This is a genomic window from Lachnoclostridium sp. An14 (assembly GCF_002160755.1).
Taxonomy (GTDB): Bacteria; Bacillota; Clostridia; order Lachnospirales; family Lachnospiraceae; genus Lachnoclostridium_A.
In genome coordinates this window covers 29,530-54,761 of the sequence record NZ_NFLE01000023.1, presented here as the reverse complement: position 1 = coordinate 54,761, position 25,232 = coordinate 29,530, and the positions used below count along the sequence as shown (strand labels likewise).

Genomic DNA, 25,232 nt, shown 5'->3' with positions numbered 1-25,232 from the left:
CGGGGGACGGCCATTTTATTAAGGAATGTTTTAGGAAGATGTCTTCATATTAGAATGCGGTCCAGCCGGACTCTGTGAGGATGAACATGATCACAAAGCCCAGGGCGATAAAGCACAGCACCTTCGGAAGGATCCATTTGAACCACTTCGGGAAGGGCACGCCTGCCATGACGCAGGAGCCAACGGTCCAGCCCAGGAACGGGGAGAACAGGTTGGTAAAGCCGTCGCCGTACTGGAATGCCTGCACTGCCAGGTTCGGATCCATGTTCAGAGTCTGAGCGATAGGCTGCAGAATCGGAACCAGGATGGCCGCCTTGGAGGTGGCAGAGGGGATGATTAAGTTTACTACGGAGATGATCGCCGTCATTCCGATGCTGGCAACGGAGCGGGGCAGATCCATCAGCGGTCTGGTGAGCACATACACCATGGTGTGGATGATGTGTCCGTCGGTCATCACCAGGCTCATCACCCGGGCCAGGCCGATGACGAAACCTACGAATACCAGTCCCTGCAGTCCCTTTGTCCACTCGTCTCCGATGCGGTCAAAGGAGAATCCGCCGATAAACGCGCATACGATAGCAACCACCAGAGCCAGGCCTACCATCAGATCCAAAAGCTGAGAGGAATCGCCGCCTAAGTAGGGGTAAGCCACGATCACTGCGTACTGTCCTAAGAACAGAAGGATGATCAGGATGGTTCTCATGGAAAGGGTCACCTTACCGCCCAGCTTTGCCTCATCCTCGGCGCTCACCGTCATGGCTGCCGGGTTCCAGCCCTCGCTGTACATGGGGGACTTGGTGGGATCCTTGCGGATCTTGCTCTTATACTTTAACAGGAAAAACAGGCCGATGATCATGAAGATGTTCATGCTGATGAACATGGTCACGAAGGCGCCGTACACCGGAACGCCCATCATCATCTGGGTCACGTTCTGCTTGGTGGGGCCGGTGCCGAATCCGATCAGCGTGGCGTAAGTGGTTACGCCCATGGCACAGATGGGATCCAGTTTCATCTTCTTACAGAAGATCACGCCGATGGGAACCACGGCGATCAGGGCGTCGGTGCCGCCAAAGCCGCCTAAGTATACCATCAGGATGAACAGGATGGAAATGAGGATGTTCTCATTTTTGTCCTTCAGCTTGTAGATAGCCCAGTTTAACAGGTCGTCGATGGCTCCTGTGGCCATTACCACGGCGGTCATGGCTCCGGAACAGAGCACGGTCCAGATCACGCTGCTGGAGCCGTCCATGCCGTCCAGAATCTTCATGATCATCTGCACCGGGCTGACCGGCGTCTGATGGCCTAAGTAGGAGAACTGATCTCCCAAAATCTTTCCGCTCTCATCCACGGCGAACTCTCCTGCCGGGACGATGTAGGTCAGGATGCTGGCGATGAGCAACAGCCCGATCATGATCCAGAATAAGTGAGGCATCTTAAACCCCTTTTTCTTTGCCTCTGTTGTGTTCTTACCCATAGTACCCTCCATTTCTTTTTAAACATTTTATTTCCGGCCGCCGCCATTTAAGGCGGCGGATGGTTTCCGTCTGTTCTTATTTCAGATAATCGGCGATGTAGCGTCCCATGAACTCCGCCCCCTTGCGGAATTCCGTCTCCTGGATGTCAAACTTGGCGTGGTGCTGGGGATAGTTGTACTCGTCCGTCTTTCCAGCGCCCAGCACTCCGTAGAAACCGGGATACTCTCTCAGGATCATGCCGAAATTATCCCCGGCGCAGATGGGATCGGTCTGGGAGGAAACCGTCAGGCCCTCTACCTCTGCCGCCAGCTCTCTGGCGCGGGGAATGTAGTCCGGCGTGTTGTAAACCGGCGGGATCTCCCCGCGGTGGGTAACCTCAATATCCACTCCATAGGTGGCTCCCACGCCGTCGGCGATCTGTCTCATAATCGCCTTGATGGCCTGCTCGCCGCCGTCCTTGTAAAACCGGGTGGTTCCGTCAACCTCCGCATAGGAGGGGAAAATATTTCCCTGAGTGCCGGCGTGGATCTGTCCCACGGACACTACGGAGTGATCCAGCACGTCGTAGAAGTTGGACGGGATGGCCGCCAGCTTTAATACCAGGTCGCAGGCTGCCTTGACAGGATCTTTTACCAGATCTGGTCTGGCGCCGTGGCCGCCCTGGCCGTTCACCTTACATTTGAAACCGGTGCCGCCGGCAAACACGGAACCGGGAATCAGCAGCATCTCTCCCTGGGGAAGGGTGCTCCAGATGTGGAGGCCGATCATCCGGTCCACACCGCCCTTCTCATGGAAATAATCCAGAACCTCTTTGTATCCCAGGCCGATCTCCTCCGCCGCCTGGAATACCAGTTTCACGGTGCCGTTTAACTCGTCCTTGATCTGGTTCATCACCTTTGCCACCCCCAGCAGCATGGCGATGTGGGCATCGTGGCCGCAGGCGTGCATCTCTCCCACGTTGCAGGAGGAAAACTCCAGTCCGGTGTCCTCCGTCACGGGAAGGGCGTCGATGTCGGCTCTGGCCCCGATCACCTTTCCGCTGTCCTTTCCCTGGATGGTGGCCACCACTCCGTAGCTGGGTTTCAGCTCCTCATAGGGAATGCCCATGGCCGCCAGCTCCTCCTTGATCTTCTCCGAGGTCTTCTCCTCTTTTAAGGAAACCTCCGGGTGCTGGTGAAACCATCTGCGCATCTCAATGATATATGGCTCCGCCTCCTGAAATAACTTTCCTAAATCTGCCATATTCCTCTCCTTTCTGCTCTCCGGCATATAATTAACTTCCTTGATAGTTAAGTAACTTATTAATTTAATATCTGAATTATATAACATACTCGTTTGCCTGTCAAGGAAAAACCGTGGTTTTACGTCATTTTTGTATAGTAATGACATTTTTTCTCCTGCTTTTTAGGCAAATTATCCTCATTATCTTTTTGAGAGGCCAAAAAAGTTGACAATCAGGGGTTTTTTCCAGGGTGGCTGAAGGGATGGGAAGATGGTTGTTTTCCGTTTCAGAGGTTTGCAGGCTGTTTTGGCTCTGCCTTTCCAGAGGGATTCCCAGAGGGGTTCCATGGAGAAGATCCTTTTTGATTTAAAAGTGTGAGCAGCAGCGCACACCTGTGCCGGAGCGCAGCCGCGCCAGCAGTCATTTTTCTTTGCCCGGAATGCGCCTTCCGCCGGAACTTTTGTGTCATGGGGGACGCCGTTTTCTCTGGTAAAAAAAGTGTGCGCAACAGCGCACACCCGCGCCGGAGCGCGGCTGCGTCAGCAGCCATATTCCTCTGCGCGAAGTGCGCCTCCCGCCGGAGGCTTTTGTGTCATAGGGAACGCAGTTTCCTGTGACACAAGTAGAAAGGCCGCAGGTCATCTTCGGGTTCCTTCCCGAAAAATAGCCTGCGGCCTTGCCGCGCTGTCTCTGTATTCTATTTTCTCTTTGATTCGTTTCCCGAATCCGGGTGTTTCCCCTCCGGTTCCAGTGCCGGTCAGTCCAGCCCTTCTCCCGGACGCCTCTTGGTGCCTAACATCCGGCTTTCCTCCACATCCATGGCGAAGGTGGAGTTGATCTTCTGCTGGATGGCGATGTAGGTTCTGATCTCCTCCGCCGAAAACCCGTCCAGGCTGTGAAAGGTCCGCTGGTAGCACCGCTCCTCAAACTGGCGGTGGTTTTCGTAGATGGCGTTCCCCTCATCGGTGAGGTACAGGTTGTAGAGCCGGTTGTTCACCTCGTTTCGCTCCTGGCGCACCCAGCCCTTTTCCTTCAGCTTACGGATGAGCTGTGAGGAGGCGCTGCCTGTCTTTCCGAAGGATTTGGAGATTTCTGACGCGGTGATCCCCGGATGGTTTCCGATCATCTTGATCATCTGGGACTCTGCCTGAAACAGGATGATCCCATTGTAGTTGTGAAGGAGGGAATCATACTCCTCTGTCAGATCGCACCCCCGGTCGAATTCATCAATCAGTTCCATAAATAATTGATAACGCTGTTCATTTTCCATATTTATTTCCCTCCGGATCTATTGGGCAGATGCCAATTATTCCCATTATATCATGGTCATGCGGCTCATGCAAGACTTTGATGGGACGGGCTCTCCACCTCCTCTGCCCTCTCGTCTCCGGCGTTTAAGCGGTACACTCCGAGAAGAATGAGGGCGGAGCCCAAAAGCTGCGCCAGCCCGAACGGCTCTCCTGACACCAGCACCCCGGCGGCAATGGACACCACGGTGGAAATGCTGGCAAAGGAGGCAGAGCGCCTGGCCTCGATTTTACCAGCGCTGTAGTTGATGAGCATGAAGGCGGCCACCGACGAGATCAGGGATAAATAGATCACCGCCAGCAGAAAATCGGCCCGCCCGCAGCGGACAATCTCCGCCGCGATGGCCGCCCCGTCAAACCGTAGCTGGGCGGCTGCGGCCACGGTGAAGAAGGCCCCGCCCACCAGAAACATCACGTACGTCCGCTCAAAGGCCGTAAACTCCTCCGACAGTTTCCGGCTGCACACCATAAACAGGGAGCTGGCAAACACCGCCCCGATTAAGAGCAGGATTCCCTTGGCGGACACCACTCCCGCCTCGCTGCCGGAAAGGGAAATCACCGCCACGCCTATGAAGGAGCAGACGGCCCAGCCCACCTGGCGCAGGCCGCATTTTTCCCCCAGGAGGAAAATCCCCAGAAACAGGGTGGCCAGAGGAATAAGGGCGATCATGGTCCCGGCGAAGGAGGAATTGGTAAACTTGATGCCGTAGCTCTCGCAGAGGAAATAGATCACCGGCTGCAAGATGCCAAGAGGCAGGAGCCTGGCGGGCCGCTTGCCTTTTAGCCGCAGCTTTACCGCTCCCACCGCCACCAGGGCCGTCATAAACACCAGGGAAAACAGGAACCGGGCCGCCAAAAGCACCAGCGGCTCCGCCGCGTCCATGGCGATCTTGGACGCCAGAAAGCTGAAACCGAAAATGGCGTTGCCGCAGAGAGCGGCGGCGCAGGCCTTGCGCTCCGTCTGTTTTTGCCTCTTTAATCCGCTGGAATCCGCCGCTCCGGTTCCCCCTCCGGCAGCCGCGGCCCGTCCGTTTTTCTCAAACTGTTCCATTGCTGTGTAACCTCCCCTTTTCACGTTGCAGTTTCTTAATAATTAATGTACTTAATGACATCATAGCGGGGGCGGGGAGAATTGTCAACTGGGAAAGGAGGGATTTTCTCTCTGCCTCCCGCCTTACTTTTCCACCAGCAGCTCCCCTTCCAGGTACAGCGCTGCTTTTCCCGCCAGTTTCACCCGGTCTCCCACCTTCCGGCAGTAGAGGGTTCCGCCCCGTTTGGAGGCCTGCCGCGCCCGGAAGATTTCCTTTTTCGCCTTTCCGGCCCAGAGGGGGATGATGTGGCAGTGGCCGGAGCCGCAGACCGCGTCCTCCGCCACCCCCATTTTCGGCGCGAAGGTGCGGCTGACGCAGTCGTAATCCGTTCCCTTCGCCGTCACGTGGAGCAGCAGCCCGTCCAGGGTTTCCACTTTGGCCAGATCCGGCTGAAGGCTGTAAACCTGTTCCTCCTGCTCCAGGACGCAGACCAGATCCCGCCCCTTCCAGACTTCCGCCGGGCGCAGGCCGATGGCATCCACCAGCTCCTTCGTCACCGGCACCGGGGTCAGGGCATAGGCGGGGAAATCCATTTCCAGACGGTCCCCGTCCCGAACCACCTCCAGAGTTCCGCTTTGGGTCTGGAAGGTGACCGTTTTCGCCTCCGGCTCATAGAAACGAAACAGGATGTAGGCCGTGGCCAGGGTGGCGTGGCCGCAGAGGTCGATCTCTCCTCCCGGCGTAAACCAGCGCAAACGATAGCTGTGCCCCTCTTTTACGGCGAAAGCCGTTTCCGCAAGGTTGTTTTCACTGGTAATGTCCTGCATGAGACTGTCGGACAGCCAGCTCTCCAGGATGCAGACCCCGGCGGGATTTCCCTCAAACACCTTCTCCGCGAACGCGTCAACCACATAGTACTTCATTTTTCATTCCTCCTGTCTCTTTTTCCCTGTGAAATGGTTTTTTTTCTTTCAAAATGCCTATATAGGATTGCATTTATTGTAGTCCGGGAAGTGAAATAAGTAAAACAAATATTCTTAATGTAAATATTAGGAAATCCGATACGTCCGGCAGATGGATTTCCCTTTCCTGGGCAGATTTGACGGGGCGTCCGGGGCGAAACGAAAGGGATCGGGAATGTGTCTCCTGTGACGCAAAAAACGGACTCCGAAGAATCCGTTTTTTGCAGGCTGATCCGCTTGAGCGGCAAATCCATTTCCGGGCAAAACCGCATTTCGCCCGCCGGTCATTTCCCTTTATCCGCGGACCAGGGATTTCCGGTAGATTTCCCGCACTTCCTCCTCTGTCAGCTCAAAGGGGGCGTTTTTGATATTTTTCGCCTGTACGGCGATGGCGGCGTAGCGCAGGGCCTCCTCCTCCGTGAGGGGCGGCTCCGGGCCCAGGATGGCTTTCAGCATTTCTCCCAGCTCCTTCACAGAGTTCATGGAGAGGGCCTCCAGGATGTCCGCCGTCTTTTCCGGCATCCGCTCCGCGGCGATCTTTAAAAATTCCGCCATCAGCAGGCCGTTGGCACGGCCGTGGTCCGTCCCGTGGAAGTAGGTGAGCTCATAGCCCATGGAGTGGACGGCGGTGGTGCCGCTGTGGGCGATGACCATGCCGCCGATGGTGGAGGCGCAGAGCAGCTCCTCCCGCACCTCCAGGGGCAGCTCCGTCTGTCCGTCCCAGGAAAGGAGGGCCTCCAGACAGAGGCGAAACCTCCGGATGCCTTCTTTTGCCAGGGCGTCGCTGATGACGGTGGCCCGCTTGGAGATCATTCCCTCCACGTTGTGGGAAAGAGCGTCCACGGCGGTGTGGATGGTGGTGGCACGGCCCAGGGACTTCATATAGCCAGCGTCCAGGAAGGCCACTGTGGGAAACAGCAGGTCAGAGGCCACACTGGTCTTGGTCTCCTTGGCGTCGTTGGTCAAAATGGCGTACTGGGTTACCTCGGAGCCGGTGCCGGCGGTGGTGGGGATCATGGCCATAGGCGGCAGGCAGTCCTCATAGGAGCCGCTAAACAGGTTCTCCTCCTTCACCTCCTGGCTGTACAGCAGGGCGATGGCCTTGGCGGAGTCCATGGGGGATCCGCCGCCGATGCCGATGACAAAGTCCGCCCCGCAGGCCCGCATCCGCTCCGCTCCGCGGTAAACCACCTCGATGGTGGGGTTGCTCATAATCTCGTCAAACACTTCCCAGGAAAGTCCGGCCTCCGTCAGGGCGGCGGTCACGTCGTCCAGGGAACCGTTTTTCCGGGCGAAGTGCTTTCCTGTTACAATAAACGCTTTCGTACCCAGAGAGGCAAAGACTGCGGCGCTCCGGCGGACGCAGCCCTGGCCCTGGATGAGGCGGGTGGGCATATAAAAGGAATAGTTCATCTGGTATTACCTCCTGTTTTTTATTTTCCTGCGTACTCTAAGTATTTTATTTCCCAACGATGACGTTGATGGGGTTTCCGTCCATATAGGCCTTAATGTTGGCGGCGGTCAGGTCTAAGAGGCGCTGTCTCGTCTCCAGCCCCCTCCAGCCCATGTGAGGGGTGAGAAGGACGTTGTCCATGGTGTAGAGGGGATTGTCCTCCTTTGGCGGCTCCTCCTCCTGCACATCCAGGCCGGCCCCGGCGATGACGCCGTCCTGAAGGGCTTTAATCAGGGCCTTTTCGTCGATGAGGGCGCCTCTGGCGGTGTTGATCAAAAAGGCGGTGGGTTTCATCATAGCCAGCTTTTCCCCGTCGATCATGTGGCGGGTCTCCTCCGTCAGGGGGGAGTGGAGGGAAATGTAGTCGCTCTCCCGCAGCAGCTCCTCTAAGGACACATAGCGGATCCCATCCACCTCTCCCCGCTTGCTGCGGGAATAGGCCAGAATCTCCATATCCATGGCCTTCGCCACCCGGATGACCTCCATCCCGATGTGGCCGGCGCCCACCACGCCCAGGACTTTGCCGTTCACCTCCCGGTGGTCTACCATCAGTCGCTTGGTGAAGTTGTCGTGGTTGCCCTCAAAGAGCATCCGCTGCTGCTTTACCATGGAGCTGCTTAAATTCAAAATCATCATGATCACGGTGTGGGCCACCCGCTGAGAGGAGTAGGACGGCACGTTGCAGACCATGATCCCACGCTCCTTACAGGCGTCTAAGTCGATGTTGTTGTAGCCGGTGCCGGCCTCACAGATGATTTTCACACTCTCCGGCAGGCGGCGGATCAGCTCGCCGGACACCGGCAGCTCCTTGGTCACCAGCACCTCAGCCCCCTGGGCGCGGGCCTCCATCTCTCCTTCCGTGCTGTCCCGATAAATCTCCACCTCTCCCTCTACCACAGAGAAGTCCAAACGGTGGTCATAGTCCATCTTTTCCGCGTTTACGATTACAATTTTTCTGCTCATCTTTTCCTCCCAATCTTCCGCCCGCAAAGCGGTTTTCCACAATCTGTAAGAAGTATAGCACAGGGAGCGGGGCGGGACAAGTGGGAAACGGACGGGGCGGGAAACACCGGAAAACAGGGGGCCGGAAACTGCAAATGCCGCCGGCAGCTTTTTTTCTCTGCGCGGCGTGTGCATCCAAAAAACGCCAGCCCCGCGGATTTTCCCGCGCAGGGTTGACGTTCTTCTTTTCTCTATTTTGCGGAAACTCTACGCCTCGATCTCCACCTTTTTCCCTTCATAATACAGTTCCTTCGTCTCCGGGTCCTTGGAGAACTTGGTGAACCACTCCGTCCAGGCCATTTCGCACTCAGAGGGCCAGATGGCGTGAGCCTTTGTGGCCGCCTCCACGCAGCGCAGCAGGGGGACGCCAGCTTTCGTGCGGAAGATGTAGTTGGTAAAGAGGCCGTCCTGGAAACTGCAATTTTGGCCGCCGTCGTCGTAGGTGTAGCCCTCCCAGCCCGGCTCCAGATGGAACCGGCCGCACCAGTGATCCACCAGGAATTTGGCGTCGGGGGTGCCGTAGCCGCCCTTAAACATATTATCCTCCAGCCCCAGGTTCGTCATCACCGGGATGATGGAGCCATCCACCGGGGGATTGGGGTGCTCCGACTCAATGTCAATGCACTTGGCGGAAACGGGGGCCGTGGCCGCGAAGTAGTCGGGGCGGTAGGCGGCGCAGGCCCAGGACATCATGCCGCCGGAGGACTGGCCGCTGGCGTAGATCCGGCTTTTATCCACGTTGTAGTGGGCGGTGAGCCACTGGTACAGGTAGTCGATAAACAGCATATCCGCCGGGCGCTCCTTCTGGGGGTTGCCGGTGTTCCACATACTGCGGAGCATCTCGTTGGTCACCATGTTGCTCACGTGACGGACCCGGTTGGGGACAGAGGCGCCGGGGCAGAGAATGAGAAAGCCGTACTTCTCCGCCACGTAAGCCCATCCGGAGCGGTCGGCGATCTCGTCGCAGCTGCCGCCGGCCCCGTGGAACACAAACACCGCCGGCATAGGCTTAGAGGTGTCCGCCGTCTCCGGCACATACACCCACCACTCTCTACGGTAGCTGTCCCGGCCGTCCTCGTAGAACCCGCCGGCCACCTTGGCGGAGAATTTTTCAAAACCGCGGGCGCGGATGTCCTGGTTGTAGCGGAGAGCGCCGTTTCCGTTTCCCGGATAGCGGTAGACGCCGCGGAAAACTTCTTCGTAGAGGGCGGCGCTGTAGGAGTAGCCCACACAGTCCTCCCAGGACTTACGGTCAAACACCACCTTGGCGCACCAGTGCTCGTCCACCGTACCTCCCTTTTTCGGGAGCCAGACCGCGGGGGCGCCGTCCGCCGGGCAGGCGCATTCTTCCCCGCTGTGGTTGGCCGTTCTGTAATAGGAAAGCTCCCGTTCCACCGTTTCTGAGCGCTCCGGGGCGGCGATCCACACCGGCATCTGCACCTGGCTGCAGGTGACGCCTGGCACCTTGGTAGGTTTCTCCTCCAGCCACTCCTTTTCCTCTTTTGTCATTCCCCGGGAGCCCAAAATGGCCGCTCCCGCCCAGCACTTGGGGAATCTCCTGGTCTGCTTTGCCAGGATGTCCGCCGCCGCGCCGTAGGCCACTCCGTAGAAATTAGAGGGGAAGGCGCAGAAGAAGGGGCGGAAGCTCACGTCCTCGTTTAACGCGGTGATGTACTCTATCTCCGCCTCCTCATCGCCCCAGGCGCCGTTTTCCGGCTCCATGACCACGATGGAGAGGGATTTTTCGTCCGCCATCTGTTTCCAGCCGCTTTTTACCAGAAACTCCCAGCTGTCCTCCCCGTCCGGCACCGCCACGAAGATGGTAGGCTGATTGAACACCGTGTTTTCCGGGATGTAGAATTTCGCGGAGCGGGTCACATTTTCCTTCACCGCGCAGTCAAACTGATAATAGCCGCAGATCACCTGCCGGTAGTAGTGTTCCGGGTCGATGGTCAGGCTCTCCGGGTCGGGAAGGGCCTGGGCTCTCATTTTCAAGATGTCTTCCATGATCGTTTCCTCCTTTTCCATATTCCAAAGGCCTGAAATCACAGGCATTCTCTCTTACGGGTACACCGGGAAAAATATGCTGACGCTGATAACCAAAGTAATGACGGCCAGCGCCAGGTAAGGCAGGGTAAATTTCAGCAGGCCCACCGGGCTGTGACGTCCCGCGGCGAACATCAGGGCGCACTCCGCAGAGCCGCTGGGGAAGGCGATTGCCATGATGGAGGCAATGTTGATGATCAGCACGATTCCCCTGGGATCCATGCCGGCCACAAGGGCCATGCTGGCGGCGATGGGGGTCAGGATGGCTGCCGTTCCCGTGTTGGACATAAATGTGGTCATCACGATGGTGGCGATGGCAAATACGGTGAGCACAAACCAGCTGCTGGGGTTCTCGCCCAGGATGCTCAAAATGCCCTTTCCGATGAGCTCGCCCACGCCGGAGCTGCCCATGGCGTCGGACATTACCAGCACGCCTGCGATCATCCAGACCATGTCTCCCGTCATGCTGTTGACCGCCTCTTTCACCTTCAGGGACTTGGTGTAAATGAGAATCAGGACGCCTACGGCGGGAGCCAGGTTCATTAAGCTGCCCAGCTTGTTTCCAAAGAAGAAGGCGATCATCACGCCGATAAACACCACGTTGATGCAGATTTCATCTTTTTTGGAGATGGCCTCCGTCTTTTTCACCTCTTTGACGTCACTGCTGTCAATGGGATGGCTGGGAATCAGTTTCCAGGCAAACAGGCAGTAAACGGTGAGGGCGACGCAGGGGATCAGGGACACCTTGATGAAATCCCCGGTCTGGAGCATCAGGGCCGGGTCGGAGACGATGCCTTCATAGTAGGCGTTGGCGGTGGCGGACATGGTCGCGCCCAGGGCCACCGGCACCTTTAAACTCCACGCGGCAATGATGGCAAAGATCGCCGCAACCATTCTGGAGGGGGACATCTCATCCGCGTCGTCCAGGGATGCCACGAACAGGATCATAATGGACAGAACCGCCGTTCTTCCCATGAGCTGGGAGAGAATGATGGTGATGCCAAACAGGAACAGCAGCAGCACCATGCCGCTCTTTCCCTTGATTGCCGTCATTTTCGCCCGGATCTTATTGATCAGGCTGGTTTTGCCGAAGGCGTATGCCAGGGCGAACATTCCAGCGATGAGAATGGTGGTTTTATTTGCCAGGCCGGAAAATGCCTGGGGGACATCGTAATAGCCTGTGATCGCCAGCAGGGCGCAGCAGGTCATAGTCGTCACTCCGTAGGGGATCTTTCCAATCAGGAAGGAGATGATCATAAACGCTGTAATCGCCAAAACGATATACATCTGCATATTTTCCATTACTTTTCCTCCTAAGATTTTCTTATTAGTTTCTTTATGGCTTTTTCATTATTTTTCCTTGCCCTGGGCTTGATTTTAGTATAATCTATACATAGTTTCTTGACAAACTCGTTTTGTTTATATAATATTTTAGAAAAATTTATAATATTTTCAGGAGGATTTTTCATGAATACCCGCCAGATGCAGTACATGGCCGCCATCGCGGAGGAAGGATCTTTAAACCGGGCCGCCGCAAGGCTGTCCGTCTCCCAGCCCGCCCTAAGCAGCTGGCTGGCCGCCCTGGAGGACGAGCTGGGCACACCCCTGGTCATCCGCTCCAAAAAACAGGCCGTCCTCACTCCCGCCGGAAAGATCTATCTAAACGGCTGCCGCCGGGTTCTCCAGCTCAAGAGCCAGATGGCCCACGCTATGGCCATTTCCGCCGGCGGCGGGACGGAAGCCATCGTCATGGGCGGAAGCCCCATCCGGGGAGCCAGGACCTTCGCCTGCGTGTTCCAGGATTTCCGCAGGCGTTTCCCGGAGGTGGACTTAGATTTCATCTCCGGCCGCAACAACGAGCTGCGCCGCTCCCTCCTGGACGGTTCCGTCACCTTAAGCCTCTACGGGGCCACGGAAACCAGCCTGCCGGACCTGGAATTTATCAAAATCGCCGACGAGGAGCTGGTGCTCATGCTGCCGCCGGGCCATCCTCTCTCCTACGACGCCTCCGCCATCACCCCGGAGAGCGAGCTGCCGGCCATCCACCTGGAAAAGCTGCGGGATACCCCTCTGCTCATCAGCAAGTCGGAGACCTCCCACTACTCCACCGTCATGCACCTGTTAAAAAAGGCCGGGCTGGAGAACAACATCGCCTTCCGTTCCAACATTCTCCCCCTGCTCTACGACATGGTGCGAAACGGCTGCGGCGCCACCCTCATTCCCAGGGCCTATTTCTCCCCGGGAGACTCCATCTCCGTCTACTCCTTCCGCCCCAAGCTCATCGCCTACCAGGGCATCGCCCTGAAACAGGGGCACCGGCTGACGGAGGCGGAGCGGTATCTCATCCAGCTCACCATGAAACACTGGGGCGCTCCGGTGTACCTGCGCAACTACGCGTCTTACTATATGGAAAAAAACATGGAACAGGAGGAAACGGGATTATGGACGTGACGGTCACGGAATATCTGCTGGCTCTGGCCAGAGAAGGGAGCCTGACGAAGGCGGCGGAGCCCTTTTTTATCTCCCCCTCCGCCCTCAGCCAGAGGCTGGCCAGGGAGGAAAAGGAGGTGGGTTTCCCTCTGTTCCGGAGGGAGGGCGGCCGCTTTCTCCCCACCAGAGAGGGGGCTGTCTACCTGCGCTACGCCCAGGAGATCCTGACGGTGAAACAGGAAACCTATCAGCAGATCGCCAGGCTTTCCTCCCGGGCCGTTTCCCTGCGGATCGCCTCCTCCCCCCAGTTTTTCCAGGCGGTTTCCGAGGAACTCCTTCCACAGCTGCAAAAAGAGTTTCCGGATGCCCGCTTTGATTTGCAGCCGGCGGATTCCCACGTGGTCCGCCACTGGCTCTTAAACGGGCTGGCGGACATGGGCCTGCTCTGCCTCCTCTCCACCGGGGACAGCCTGCTGGAACAGGTGACGCTGGGGACAGACCGCCTGGCCGCCGCCGTTCCCGACGTCCTTCTCTCCCCAGGACAGGAGAATGTGTCCCTGGAGGATCTGCGGGAACTGCCCTTTATCCTGCTGCGGGAGGGCAGCTCCTTCCGTACCCTGGAAAATGAGATTTTAAGCGAACGGGGCCTCTACCCCGGAAACGTGTACGAGGCGGAGGATTTTCTCGTAGCCAGGGACTTAATGCGGGCCGGCACCGGCATCGCCCTTCTCCCGGAATCCATGATCCGCCCCGGGACGGGCTGCCGCCTTTTATCCCTCTCTCCGTCCAAGCCCTATTACCGGATTCTGGCCTATCCCAAATACGCCGCCCCCAACCGGGAATCCCAGGCCTTTCACCGTTTATGCCTTTCCTTTTTCTCCAAAAGGGCGTACAATAAGGAGGAAGCAAACGGGAAACATCCATAATTTTCCACTGCCGTTCCGCCATGGGGAACCATAGGGCAAAACGCCGCGGGGAGCCGGTTCCTTAAGGGATGTTTTTTCCTATATTTCTATGGGACGGACGCCCGGCAGGAATCCTTTGACGGCCCATGACATTTCCCGTCAGCCGGCTCTGCGGCGGTCGCAACAGGATAAATGGCACGGCGGAACGGTTCCCAATTTTCATGTTTTCACAGTATAAGGAGATGAGGAATATGAAAACGTGTATCAGCAGGGGCGCGGCGGCGGCCTTGGCCCTTGCCCTGGCCGTCCAGCCGGCCTTTCCGGCCCTGGCAGCCAATCCTACCACCATCACCACGGAGTACACCGACGGCACCAGGGATCAGACAGAGTACGTCTATGACAGCAGCGGAAACCTGATCCGGGAAACGCAGGCCATGGCCGACGGCTCCCGCACCAGCACCTCCACCACCTATGGGGAAAACGGCCTGCCTCAGTGGAAACAGACCGTTTCCTCCTCCGGGACCTCCCGGATCACCGAGGAATCCACCTACGACGGCAGCGGAAACGTCACCCATTACGTGAAAACGAGGGAGGACGGCACGGTGCTCCTGGAGAGAACCACTTCTTACGGGGAAGACGGCAGCACCCTCTCCCGGGAACAGGACTACCTGGGAACGCTCTGCCAGTCGCGGGATTCCCTGGGGGAGGACGGCAGCTTTTCCCTGGAAGTGAACATCTCCCGAACAGACGGCTCCACCCGCACCATGGCCTGGTCCACCGCCAATCCCTTTGCCATGTACCTGGGCAGCCTGTATCTGGATGACACATCCCTTATGGACGCAGGGGGATTTTTCACGGTTCTGGACTACTCCGTGGACTACGGCGACGGCCGCAGCGGCAATTTCCACATGGAAACACAAGGGGATGGCACTTCCTCCCTTTCCCTGCGCACCGCGGACGGCCTTTCCTTCCTGCTGACGGGGAACGCGGACGGGGAAACACTCTCCTCCCAGCTTGCCAGAGGGGATCAGCCCGCCGTCTCCGGCGCCTGGAGAGTGGACGACAGCAGAGCGTCTGCCTCCATCACCACCGATACCGGGAAATCCTTTTCCATTTCCGGCTGGGACGGGGAGTTTCTCACCTTCTCCGATACGGAAGACGGAAATCATTTCCTCACCTTTATGGAACAGGAGGACGTGGCGGAGCTCCGCCTTTCCAACGGCCGCACTGCCGTCCTCTCCGAGGCGAATCCGGAACCGGGCCTGGCCCAGTATCTGATCACCTACAGTCACGGGGACGTGGCTCAGGAAATTTTGGAAGTGGACGAGGGCATTGACGGGGGATCCAAGCTTAGGACCGTTTACCGGGACGGCACCGTGAAGGAAGAAATCCTGATCAACGACACGGAGCGCAACTTCCGCCTGATGGAAATCATCGGCCGGCTGGCGGACTACGCGGAAACATCCTGGAACGCCGGCTGACCAGCGCCCAGATGACAGGAAGGAGCATATGAAATGAAAAAAATGAATCATCCCCTTTTCCTCTGTCCGGTACGGGCTCCCAGAGCGGCAGCTCTCGCCGCTGCGGCGGTTCTCGCCTTCTCCGCGACGGCGTTTCCCTGCTTTTCCATCACGGCCATGGCTCAGGAAAAACAGGTTTCCAGGATCACTACGGAGTACGACGACGGCACCAGGGAAGTAACGGAATATCAATACGATCAAAACGGCAACAATACGGTCACGGCAGACCGCTACCGGGACGGTTCCACCCGCACCATCACCCGCTCTTACGGGGAAAACGGGGACGCCGTCTCGGAACAGTCCGTCTATTATGACGCAGAGACCAATACCACCTACACCTATGAGTCTATACAGAGGGACGTTTCTCCCCGCAGCTACTACCGCACCACCACCGAATACGGGGACGGGACCTGGGAGCAGCAGGAGACCTGGGGAGACAGCCTGCTCTCTCCCACAAAGGAAGTGACCGTCTCCGTGGACGGAATCACCACCCAAACGGACTACACCTACAATGAAACGGGACAGCTGCTCACGGAGCGCACCGTCTCCTCCGACGGCAGCTGGGCGCAGGGAGAAAGCGTTTACGGGGAAAACGGCGAACTTCTCTCTTATTACGACGCCGCCTATACCGCTCAGACGGGAATCTTAAAGGAGCGGACGCTCTCAAGCGAGGGAACTGGCCCGGCCGCCGCTTTCCGCCTTCTGGTCACCTCCACCTCCCCATCCGGAAATCAGACGAAGGAAGAATCCTGGCACCGGCCTGACGACCTTCAGGTCACGAAGAAGATTTCCTTCTTTGGGGACGCCTCCACCGTGGAGGAATACTCCTATGACCGGGACGGCCTGCTCTCCTACTATGTGAAACGGGACGGGGAATCCGGCCGGCTCATCGCCGACACCCGTAACACCCGCTCCCCAGGCATGGAGGAAATCATTTCCACCGACGAGCTGGGAACGATGACCACGTCCAGAACCGTTTCCCAGGTGGGCATCACCTCCACCTATTCCCGGACGGAGGCAGCGGACGGCGCTTACTCCTGTACGGAGTATTCCACCAGGGACGCGGACGGGGCCTACCTCTCTTACCGTTCCGAAGACGGAGACGAAAACGGCCCCACCTCCTCCCAGGAGATCCTCTACAGCGAAGACGGCAGCTATACCTCCACCAGCCGCTCTGCGGACGGCGCGGTGACCGTGTCCCGCTATAACGCCAGCCACTCGCCCCTTTCTCAGACCGTGACTAAACCAGACGGCCGGACGGAGACCACGGTCTGGGAGTACCGGGAAGACGGTCTGCCCGCCAGGAAGGTCACCAGCTATTCCGACGGCACCGGGGACACGGTGGTGACCTACCAGTATGATGACACCGGCACCTTGACCGATTCCACAGAAACCAGGGCAAACGGAATGTCCGCCGTCACCCGCTACTGGTCGGACTACGACGGGGACGGGGATTTCTATCAATATCAGGAGGACGTTACCTATAACGGCGGCCAGTCCCTCTCCCGCCTGGACGAGGAGAGCTGGACGCTCTCCCGCTCCACCATCACCTACAGCACCGGGGACATCGCCCAGGAAATGCTGGAAGCGGACTACACCGGCGACAATCCCGTCTACCGCCACCGGATTTCCTACCGGGACGGAAATACGGAAGAACGGGTTCTGGCTGGTGATTTGGAGTATTGGAATCGCAGCTCGGAGCTGGAAACCCGGGTGGAGACGTATTTAGAGACGGGTTGGATGGGATAAACGGAACTACATAGGATATGGGACAGAATGGAATGAGACGGAGTGGATTCCAGTGGATATGATGGAATGAATGGATATGAAATGGGAGCAGGCAGCGGGAGGGCGGCCTGCTCCATTTTTTGAGGAGTCAAAATGGGGATGGTTGGTTGTACGCTACGGATATACTGCTCTGAACTGTTGAATATCAATCACTGCAAATTTATAAATAATCGTTGTAAAATCCTTCTGAACTGTATTCTGCCCATTTCAGATACATTTCCTGATAATTCTGTTTGATAAATCCTTGTATAATGCGAATTTCTCTGTCCTTCAAAATTCCCCTGTTCTGCAAAACGGCATCTCCGTTTTCCCTGACGAAAAACTTCGCCGAGCCTGCTTCTGTCAGCTTTCTATCACTCGCATGGACGTGCATACATTCAATTACACAGTGGGATGTAAAATACAGATAATATCCAGACACTTTAAACTCATAATACTTCGGCATCCCATCCCTCCATGAATTGTCTGTTTTTTTCAAAATATCCCTTTACAATTTGTATTTCAATATCATCCATACTCGTTTCCAGCACTTCGCCTGACTTTGAAAGTACAACTGCCTTATCTGGTCGGTTCAGGTTCAAAACCCGGCAGCCTTCCTCGCCTTGTGTAAAAGCATACCCATTAACAATCATATCGGCTGCATCTGCTACTTTTCTAATATCTATCATTTACTACCTTCACCTTCTCAATCGGGGCCAAAAACGTTTCTGAATCAAAATATAAATTTTCCAAGATAGGAGGCAGGTCAATATATTCTTCTTCCTCCTGATCCCTGTGCCTGTACTTAGCCATAACGACAAGATAGCCATGATCCCACTCTTTTACCTCAGTATAATACTCAAGGGAATACGGCGCTCTGAAACGAATCGTATGTCTCCCGTAACGAAAAACGGTAAAATTCTTTTCATTGCTTAAAATAGCCTCATTCGCTGCTGCCATGTGTATCACCTCTAATACAAGTATAGCACAATTTGCGGTAAGGAACACCTGAAAAGTGTGCGCAACAAACATACATCCGGTGCAGTCTCTTGATTTTCTTATATCCTTTATATGAGAATATGTTTTCGGCTGCTTTGCACGTAACTTTGCGGCTTGGTTTTGTTGGGCCAGAGGTTTGAGGTGGTACGCTATAAGCGTACCATCACAGACATTACAGAAAAAACCTACACTCACAGAACTATGGAACAGCTCCACAAAGAAATATGCAGGATAACAAAATAAGAGATGTTTCACTCAGAAAATCTCAGGAAACATCTCTTATCCATTCAAATCAATCATTCATTCTATTTGTGTGCTACGCGTGCGCTGCCTGTGTGCTACGCACTGATTTTCACACCATTTCAGCACACCTCAGAAATTCAGAAACCCTTATAAAATGGGCATTTCTTAGAACTTCCCAGCCTTCGCCGCTTCCTCAATCGAAACAGTATATAGCTAAAAACCCTTGATTTTCCGATATTGTTCAGCGTATTTGTGTATTACCAGTGAACAATTCAATCTGTTGTAGCAACGTGACCGTCTGAACACGCTGAACCATTATTAGAATCACACCTACATTTTACCATGTTTCTATACCGCTGACAACTCATATAAAGCCCATATACAGGTTTTTAAGGCTTCAATGATAATTTATCCATGTACGAAAAAAGCACCGTCCATTTCATCACGCTTAATGGACTACCCCGAAGCAGAACTGTGGGGAATAGACCCAGAGAGATTTAAGTACCCGATTCATCATTAATCGCAAACGTCTTTTTCCATTCCTCATAAGTCATATTGGCAGGAATAAATATTGTTTTTCCGTTTTTGTCTCTTGCGGCCCGCTCACCGATGTCATCAAAGTCATCATCAAAGTACGGTACTGTGTCACACCTGCACCAGACATGAAAAGGCGGGGCAGTGACGCCCACTTCCCACTGCGACTTGGGAAAATGCTTTCCGTCCATACTTTGGCAAATGTCACAAGTGTGTTCATCATAAGAAATGACTATTTCATACTGTTCAACATCCAATTCATCATAGCAATCTTTTCGTGCTGCGTTATGAAAAAAGGCTTCTTCTGTCATCACAAGACGCCCAGCAACATTCTTTGACACATTCATCCGCTTGGATATGGCATCAATGGCTTTCTGCGGGTCTTGGCCTAAGATGATGTTCTTGGTCAGTTCATTGTTCAGTTCATTAACCAACTTCTGACGGTTTGACCATACCCTTTCAGAAAAGTTCTTCCCATCTACGGCCCAAGGCTTGTTGATAACCTTGGAAATGTGCTTTTCATCCAGCGTGCCAAAGTCCCAGCCAATCCCCACGCCTTTCTGAATCTCAAAGGCCGTGTGATAGTACCCTGACTTGTAGATGTCCCGCATGGTGGAATCAATGCTGTCAAGCTGGTTCCCAAACATGACTTCAAGGCTCTGTTGCATCTGCAACTGGATTGCTTCAAGCCTGCTGATATGATACCGGGCAGATGCGTTTTCCAGCTGCTTCATCCAAGTCCCATTGACCGCATTTTCTTCCCCATATCGGATATACTCGTTGACATCCCATTTCAGTTCTTCCAGTTCCTTCTTGGTCAGCATCCTGCGGGCATCCGCAAGGGAAATCTGGTTATTGTCGGCAAATCTCTGATACCACGCACGAATCTGCGCTTCAATCTGTCGTTGCGCCTTTCGATACTGTCTTTCAATATCCGCAAAGCATTCAAGGCCTATCTGATGTGCCCTTTCTTCCATCAACTTAAAGCGTTCTTTCCAATATTCTTTAGATTTCATTTACTTCGCTCCCTTAACAGTTCAATGACATGTTCAAAAAATTCAATCATTTCCTGATTGCCTTTATTGGCTGCCAAATCAATAGTGACTGTCTTTCCCATATGCACCCCTTCACTATTCGACCATGACGGCTTAGATACTCCCAACCGCTGACTATTGCGGAACAGGCGCAGTTCTCCGCTTTTTACTATGACGATTTCCGGCTGCTCTTTCTCATAGAATTTGTCATAATCTCTCATATATCATCAGTCCCTTTCGTTCAAAATCTGTTCCAGTTCTGCAAGTTTCTTTTCCTGTTCATCCGTTCTGATTCCGCTTAGAATAGCATTACAAGCCAAGATAATACTATTTGCGGTTTTAGTATCCAGTTCGCCATTCAAAACCATATTCGCTATCCTTGCAAGGGCTTTTCTTACTGCCTGCGGGGTATCAAGTTTCAACGATTTTCTTCTTGCCAAATAATCACCTGCCTATCCATCCAAATTTTCAATGATTATCGGCACATCTTTATTATTAGGGTGTTTTTCTGATAATTCTTCCAACGCCTGTAAGGCATCTTCAACAGATAGGCAAGTACAGATTGCACTTGTCATGCCGCTGCCTGACACGCCGTTCCAAATATCACCTCGTGCAATCCACTTTCCTGACTCTGAATCCGATGGATATATAAAAGCAATCGTAAGCCCATCAGCACCGCATTTCTTTTTCGCCTTAATAATCAATCTATCTATTGGTTTCATTCTCTCGCCCTTTCAAAATACCCCGGAACAGTCCAAAAAAGGAATGTCCGGGGCAATTCATAAATTATTCCGTTGCGGGCTGTGCCTGATAGTAAATAGCTTTTGCTTTATTATCCAAAACAAAGGCATCATAGGCAATTCGACCTTCTACCAGTGAACCGCTGATTCCCGGCGGGTCTTCATGGATTTTGTAGTCCTCCAATTTGGTAGGGGCTACCGTTGCACAGGGATGTGCAATCATAAAGCCGAAGTTTTCCGGCAGGCGGTTAGCGGGTACTTTGATAACCGCAGCACCGTCAATCATGGCAATAACACCTTTGATTCTTAATTCATTGCCTATATCCGTTTCCATGGTAATATCTTTGCACTGCTTCATCAGCATATACACATCAGGCGTAACAACGATAATGCGCCCCGTTTCCGGGACTTCCGCATTGTCAAGTGCATTGTTCCCGGCAAGGATTTCAAGATAAATGTTCTCCTTGGTGAGTGCCTTTGCTGCGGGTTTCTGCCCTGCATTGGCACACATCACGCCGTAAGTGTAAGTGTCCACTTCCGGGATCACCACTTCACGAAGTTGCCTTTCCAGTGCGGAAGCCGCCTGTAAATTCTGCGCCGTTTCGTCCGTGTCCAGCTTGTCAATGGCGAAAGTGAAGGAACGATCCTTCTTCAAGGTCATTTCCTCTGTGGCTGCGTCAAGGTCTTTAATAGTGCCATAGCGTGAACCCGTCATTCCGTCCGGCGTGTTCCGGTTGTAGTCGTTCATAGCCGAAGTGCTGATCTTATACACCTTGACAGTATGCGCCCCCGTCCAATCAAAATCCTGATTGGTCAATAATGATTTTTTGCTTTCCGTACTGAATTTTTCATCCACATACGGCAAAAATTTCGTTGCTAAATTTATAGCCATGTTTTACGCTTCCTTTCTGTTAAGTGCTAGCCCCATAGCCTGTCTAAGTGCCGCATCTTCTGCTTCTTCCGCTGTTGGCTTTGCATTTCCGCCGCCCGGCTGGAATCCCTTAAACTGTGTCGGCTTTGCGGCATTCGCTTTTAATTCATTGAATATTTTTTCTATAGTTCCAATGCTCTTTTTCATGGTTTCTTCATCAGCGCAGTTCAGAGCATCAAACAACTGCACTGGCAACCCTTTTTCTGATAACAGTTCCTTGGCGGTCATATGAAGTTCCCGCCGTGCAAGTTCCTGTTCCCTTTTCGCAAAATCAGCTTCACCGCTGTTCTTGGCTTTCTCTTTTGCAAGCCGTTCCTGCACAATGCGGTTCACGTCATCCTGCGTAAAAGTCTTTTCCCCTGTTCCCTGTCCAGCTGCCGGGTTTGCGTTCTGATTCGTCTGTTCAGACATTGTTCAATTCTCCCTTCTTTTTACGTCCGAAGTGGACTATTTACCAAACAAAAAAGACATGAGTATAACTGACCAAACAATCAAAATCAGTTATTCCCATGTCTTTATTACAGCCTGCCAAACTGCCAAGACTAACACCGCCCCAAAACATAACCTGAAAGGATGGAAAACAGCAAAAAAAGGGGCAGTGCGGTACTCATGCCTTATTCTGTTCTGTTGCTTATCCTACCACATATAGGGGGTACAGTCAAGAAAAACCGCTTATTTTGTGGGTTTGTTAGCATTCTTAGGTGTGATATAAATGTGTTTATACGGGGGGTGATTGTACTTTTCCCGCACTTTTGCCCCCTTTAAAACAGGGTTCAGCAGGTTCAGCACCTGTTCAGCCTGTGAATCATTGACCCCCGGCTGAAATCTCAAAGTAATCTGCAAATTATCACTCATTCTGTTCGCCTTTCTTACCTCATATAACCGTCGTATAGTCTTAAAAAATCAACTCTTGATAAAATAACCGTCCACATGGTAAACTATGGTTGTTTGGGTCATATGTTTATCATGTGGCAAGCCCCTGTTTAGTCTGCACCAGATTTTTCAGGGGCATTTTTCAATAAAGGCTGCAAACCTTTACGGATATGCTTCATCTGCTTCAAAATCAGTTCCGATAAAGCCCACACCCCGGCAGATTCTTCCCGGAATACATCAATGTCAACCGTTTCATCACCAACCCTTTCATAATTTGCAAATGTCCGGTTGGTCAACAGCTTCTGCACCATTTCTAATTCATCAAGTTCACTGTCCAGATTATCCAGTAATTCATATGTAAGTTCGTTCATCATCTTTTTACCCCTTCCTAAAATTCTTTGTTGTACAGTGTTGTGTTCAGCTTGTCTAAGCCCTCTTTAATCTGCCGCAGTTCCTTGACTGCATTCACGGTGCATGTTCCTTCTACATGGTCTTTATATTTTCTTCTGCTCTCCACAAACCAAGCGCAATCAGACCTACACTCTGCATTCATCAATGGACACCATACCATAACTTTTTCACCTGCCTTTCCAAAGGTGACGGTGACTGTAAAATCTGCAATTTCTATATAGACCCGTAATTTATAAGTAAGTTATAAATAACTTTATTTTTACGAGGGTCTTAATTTATTTATTGTCACTTTCGTCACCAACACCTAAAATATATTGATTTTTCAAGGCTTTCGGCGGTGACAGTGACCTGTTTTTTCATCGTCACCTACCGTCACCTTCGTCACCTATTACGGAACCTGTCCGTATTATTAATTGATGGTGGAATCAAATACATAGTCCCTTTTTTAGTGTGTTTGTATCGAATTTTAGGCACATCCTTCATAATAATTCGTATTGCCGCCCCTATTTCTTTTGCAGAATATGATGTTACGTCATATTCAGGCAAATTTTTCAATGCTGACGGCTGCACCCAATTCCACCGTTCAATAGGAGCGTCAAAATCTAACCTCAACCTAAGTTCATCTTCTGCCGGCAGCATCTCCATGACTTCCTTGTTGCATTCTTCAAGCTGTTGCCTTTCTTCTTCTGTAAGTCGGAAGCACTGTGGATTTTCGCAGAATGCCGCATAGCATTGTGACCAGAATTGATGAAGATTATCAGCTTCTGCAAACACCCCTACATCTATCTTCTGATTGACTGGAATAACCCACCAACGCCGAAATCCTGTATCATCGTTTAAGAATTCAGCCTTATTCGTTGTCCCGCAAAATGATGTAGACCTTGGTTTCGTGACTGGTTCCCGTGCGTATGGCTTTCTAATTGAATCCTTTGTCAGCGTCATAAAATTCTTCACATCTGACCGATTTGCCCGGAATGTTCTGTCAATTTCTCCAAGTTCCCCTATCCATGCACTAAGCATCTGAATAAGAACATCCTTATTCTTTGTGGTCAACTCTTTATCAAGGCTCTGGAACCACAACGGATTGAATACCAACTGTTGAAAGAACCGTGTTTTCCCTATTCCTTCCGCACCGTGCAATATCAACACTCCTTCCGGCTGAATCGGTTTTTCAAGTGTATTGAAAGGTAGGGCGGCGGTCTGGTAGAACCATTTTCTGATTAAACTTTGTTCAAAATCACTCTGAACTCCCAGTATTTTAAAAATATCAGGAAAACGGTCAACACCGTCCCATGTAATTTCCTGCAAGTACTCCCTGACCGGATTGTAAGAATTTTCATCCCCTTCCAAGATAATCAGGTCTGTTACTTGCTGTTTGCTGATATTTTTCAGCCCGGTGTATTGCCGGAATCCATATTGTAGTTTTATGGGCATGACATTTTGCACATCTGTAACCGTCCGGTATTCATCCGGGACATTGTTAAATTCCACTACGTTCAGAAGTTCATTGTATGAAATATTCATTCCCAAACCTATCAGGAATTTTCTAAATGTTTCCGGGGTCACATCCTTCTTTTTGGTGTCATTTTCCATTCCGGCCAGCTTATCAAATGTACTGTCATTTAAAATCTGACTGTTCAGCAGTTCATCCGGGATGGGAGATTCAAAGATGTACTGGTTCATCAGCCGGACAATTTCAAATGCTTGTTCTGTAGAATATCCTTTCTTCCCTACAAGATAGAACAGATATGCTCCTAAGTGCTGCGTTCTGTCACCTTCCGGGAATTCAACCTTGAAAGAAGCATTATCCATCTGCAACGGGTAAAGAAAATACGGCAATTCGTCAACGTCCTCATTATCAATCGAACCTTTGAAGAATTTACGCTTTACTCCATTGACTTTTAGCGGGATATGGTCATCAGATGTCGGGAACTTCCATTCCATCTTGACCCCCAAAGGACAGAGCCACCGGGGATTTTTATTTTTCTTTTCCAGACCTTCAGGGACACGAAAAAACAGATGCTTCCCATGCTCTGTAATGATGCCGTTATACTTAATCCCCTGTGCATCCAATATTGCAACAATCGTTTCACTTCTTGCTTTGCCGTGAATAGGGTTTTCAAGTTCTCCGGTTTTGTGGTTGAAATCATCAATGTCCACTTTCAAGTATTTGGGGCTGTAAGATGCCCCATAATCTCCCCGTTTTGGCGGCGTATCCAAATAGCGCCTGTTCTCTTTTTTCTCTGCTGGATGTTTCCCCGTGAAGGTTATATACTTCACGTTCATTTTTTTTGCGTCACCGCCTTTCACTTAATATTAAATTGAACATTCCTTGTTTGGTTATCAT

General features: G+C 52.9%; 25 protein-coding genes. 4 read left to right on the top strand and 21 right to left on the bottom strand.

Going from position 1 to position 25,232, the window contains the following annotated elements; all coding sequences use genetic code 11:
- Window positions 1–49 precede the first annotated feature (49 nt).
- The 9 genes from B5E84_RS13185 to B5E84_RS13140 form a co-directional block, all read right to left on the bottom strand.
- Window positions 50–1,474: an AbgT family transporter gene (locus B5E84_RS13185; RefSeq protein WP_087223493.1), complete on the bottom strand. Its 1,425-nt coding sequence runs from the start codon at window positions 1,472–1,474 to the stop codon at window positions 50–52.
- 76 nt (window positions 1,475–1,550) lie between these two features.
- Window positions 1,551–2,717, bottom strand: coding sequence for a M20 metallopeptidase family protein (locus tag B5E84_RS13180; protein WP_087223533.1), 1,167 nt, complete (start codon window positions 2,715–2,717; stop codon window positions 1,551–1,553).
- Window positions 2,718–3,454: 737 nt separating this feature from the next.
- Complete coding sequence (locus B5E84_RS13170; RefSeq protein ID WP_087223491.1) at window positions 3,455–3,967, bottom strand: MarR family winged helix-turn-helix transcriptional regulator; 513 nt, start codon at window positions 3,965–3,967, stop codon at window positions 3,455–3,457.
- A gap of 65 nt (window positions 3,968–4,032) precedes the next feature.
- Window positions 4,033–5,055: a DMT family transporter gene (locus tag B5E84_RS13165; RefSeq protein ID WP_087223489.1), complete on the bottom strand. Its 1,023-nt coding sequence runs from the start codon at window positions 5,053–5,055 to the stop codon at window positions 4,033–4,035.
- 123 nt (window positions 5,056–5,178) lie between these two features.
- Window positions 5,179–5,958, bottom strand: coding sequence for a PhzF family phenazine biosynthesis protein (locus tag B5E84_RS13160; protein ID WP_087223487.1), 780 nt, complete (start codon window positions 5,956–5,958; stop codon window positions 5,179–5,181).
- Window positions 5,959–6,291: 333 nt separating this feature from the next.
- Entirely contained in the window at window positions 6,292–7,410 is a 1,119-nt protein-coding gene (locus tag B5E84_RS13155; protein WP_087223485.1) for an iron-containing alcohol dehydrogenase family protein, read from the bottom strand.
- Between the two features lie 46 nt (window positions 7,411–7,456).
- Window positions 7,457–8,413 (bottom strand): 2-hydroxyacid dehydrogenase, encoded by a 957-nt coding sequence (locus tag B5E84_RS13150; protein WP_087223531.1) that lies wholly within the window; start codon window positions 8,411–8,413, stop codon window positions 7,457–7,459.
- Between the two features lie 246 nt (window positions 8,414–8,659).
- Window positions 8,660–10,459, bottom strand: coding sequence for a CE1 family esterase (locus tag B5E84_RS13145; protein WP_087223529.1), 1,800 nt, complete (start codon window positions 10,457–10,459; stop codon window positions 8,660–8,662).
- A gap of 54 nt (window positions 10,460–10,513) precedes the next feature.
- Window positions 10,514–11,800: an SLC13 family permease gene (locus tag B5E84_RS13140; RefSeq protein ID WP_242963370.1), complete on the bottom strand. Its 1,287-nt coding sequence runs from the start codon at window positions 11,798–11,800 to the stop codon at window positions 10,514–10,516.
- Between the two features lie 165 nt (window positions 11,801–11,965).
- Between B5E84_RS13140 and B5E84_RS13135 the strand changes: the two genes are divergently transcribed.
- The 4 genes from B5E84_RS13135 (at window position 11,966) to B5E84_RS13120 (ending at window position 17,102) form a co-directional block, all read left to right on the top strand.
- A complete protein-coding gene (locus B5E84_RS13135; RefSeq protein WP_087223483.1) occupies window positions 11,966–12,949 on the top strand; it encodes a LysR family transcriptional regulator in 984 nt (327 codons plus the stop codon).
- Complete coding sequence (locus tag B5E84_RS13130; RefSeq protein ID WP_087223481.1) at window positions 12,940–13,854, top strand: LysR family transcriptional regulator; 915 nt, start codon at window positions 12,940–12,942, stop codon at window positions 13,852–13,854. Before B5E84_RS13135 ends, B5E84_RS13130 begins: the two co-directional genes overlap by 10 nt.
- 230 nt (window positions 13,855–14,084) lie before the next feature.
- Entirely contained in the window at window positions 14,085–15,314 is a 1,230-nt protein-coding gene (locus B5E84_RS13125; protein WP_087223479.1) for a hypothetical protein, read from the top strand.
- A gap of 33 nt (window positions 15,315–15,347) precedes the next feature.
- Window positions 15,348–17,102, top strand: coding sequence for an RHS repeat domain-containing protein (locus tag B5E84_RS13120; RefSeq protein WP_087223477.1), 1,755 nt, complete (start codon window positions 15,348–15,350; stop codon window positions 17,100–17,102).
- 199 nt (window positions 17,103–17,301) lie between these two features.
- Here B5E84_RS13120 and B5E84_RS13115 read toward each other — a convergent pair whose 3' ends face one another.
- The 12 genes from B5E84_RS13115 to B5E84_RS13065 form a co-directional block, all read right to left on the bottom strand.
- Window positions 17,302–17,586 carry a DUF4160 domain-containing protein gene (locus B5E84_RS13115; protein WP_087223475.1) on the bottom strand — a complete coding sequence of 95 codons (285 nt, stop codon included), beginning with the start codon at window positions 17,584–17,586 and terminating at the stop codon, window positions 17,302–17,304.
- A complete protein-coding gene (locus tag B5E84_RS13110; RefSeq protein WP_087223473.1) occupies window positions 17,570–17,809 on the bottom strand; it encodes a DUF7723 family protein in 240 nt (79 codons plus the stop codon). Before B5E84_RS13110 ends, B5E84_RS13115 begins: the two co-directional genes overlap by 17 nt.
- On the bottom strand, window positions 17,796–18,080 hold the full coding sequence (locus B5E84_RS13105; RefSeq protein WP_087223525.1) for a DUF7724 family protein: 285 nt from the start codon (window positions 18,078–18,080) through the stop codon (window positions 17,796–17,798). The genes B5E84_RS13110 and B5E84_RS13105 overlap by 14 nt, the downstream gene beginning before the upstream one ends.
- Window positions 18,081–18,859: 779 nt before the next feature.
- The gene (locus tag B5E84_RS13100; protein ID WP_087223471.1) at window positions 18,860–19,912 is read right to left on the bottom strand and encodes a minor capsid protein; all 1,053 of its coding nucleotides are present in this window, start codon (window positions 19,910–19,912) and stop codon (window positions 18,860–18,862) included.
- A complete protein-coding gene (locus B5E84_RS13095) occupies window positions 19,909–20,151 on the bottom strand; it encodes a hypothetical protein (protein WP_087223469.1) in 243 nt (80 codons plus the stop codon). The genes B5E84_RS13100 and B5E84_RS13095 overlap by 4 nt, the downstream gene beginning before the upstream one ends.
- Before the next feature lie 6 nt (window positions 20,152–20,157).
- On the bottom strand, window positions 20,158–20,370 hold the full coding sequence (locus tag B5E84_RS13090; protein ID WP_087223467.1) for a hypothetical protein: 213 nt from the start codon (window positions 20,368–20,370) through the stop codon (window positions 20,158–20,160).
- Window positions 20,371–20,382: 12 nt separating this feature from the next.
- On the bottom strand, window positions 20,383–20,652 hold the full coding sequence (locus tag B5E84_RS20420) for a hypothetical protein (protein WP_143469222.1): 270 nt from the start codon (window positions 20,650–20,652) through the stop codon (window positions 20,383–20,385).
- Between the two features lie 64 nt (window positions 20,653–20,716).
- Window positions 20,717–21,562, bottom strand: a complete 846-nt coding sequence (locus B5E84_RS13085) for a major capsid protein (protein ID WP_087223465.1) — start codon at window positions 21,560–21,562, stop codon at window positions 20,717–20,719.
- A 3-nt stretch (window positions 21,563–21,565) separates the two neighbouring features.
- Window positions 21,566–22,012 (bottom strand): capsid assembly scaffolding protein Gp46 family protein, encoded by a 447-nt coding sequence (locus B5E84_RS13080; protein WP_087223463.1) that lies wholly within the window; start codon window positions 22,010–22,012, stop codon window positions 21,566–21,568.
- A gap of 261 nt (window positions 22,013–22,273) precedes the next feature.
- Entirely contained in the window at window positions 22,274–22,456 is a 183-nt protein-coding gene (locus B5E84_RS13075) for a hypothetical protein (protein WP_087223461.1), read from the bottom strand.
- 128 nt (window positions 22,457–22,584) lie between these two features.
- Window positions 22,585–22,848, bottom strand: a complete 264-nt coding sequence (locus B5E84_RS13070; RefSeq protein ID WP_087223459.1) for a hypothetical protein — start codon at window positions 22,846–22,848, stop codon at window positions 22,585–22,587.
- Window positions 22,849–23,266: 418 nt separating this feature from the next.
- Window positions 23,267–25,171 (bottom strand): virulence-associated E family protein, encoded by a 1,905-nt coding sequence (locus B5E84_RS13065; protein ID WP_087223457.1) that lies wholly within the window; start codon window positions 25,169–25,171, stop codon window positions 23,267–23,269.
- Window positions 25,172–25,232: the final 61 nt, after the last annotated feature.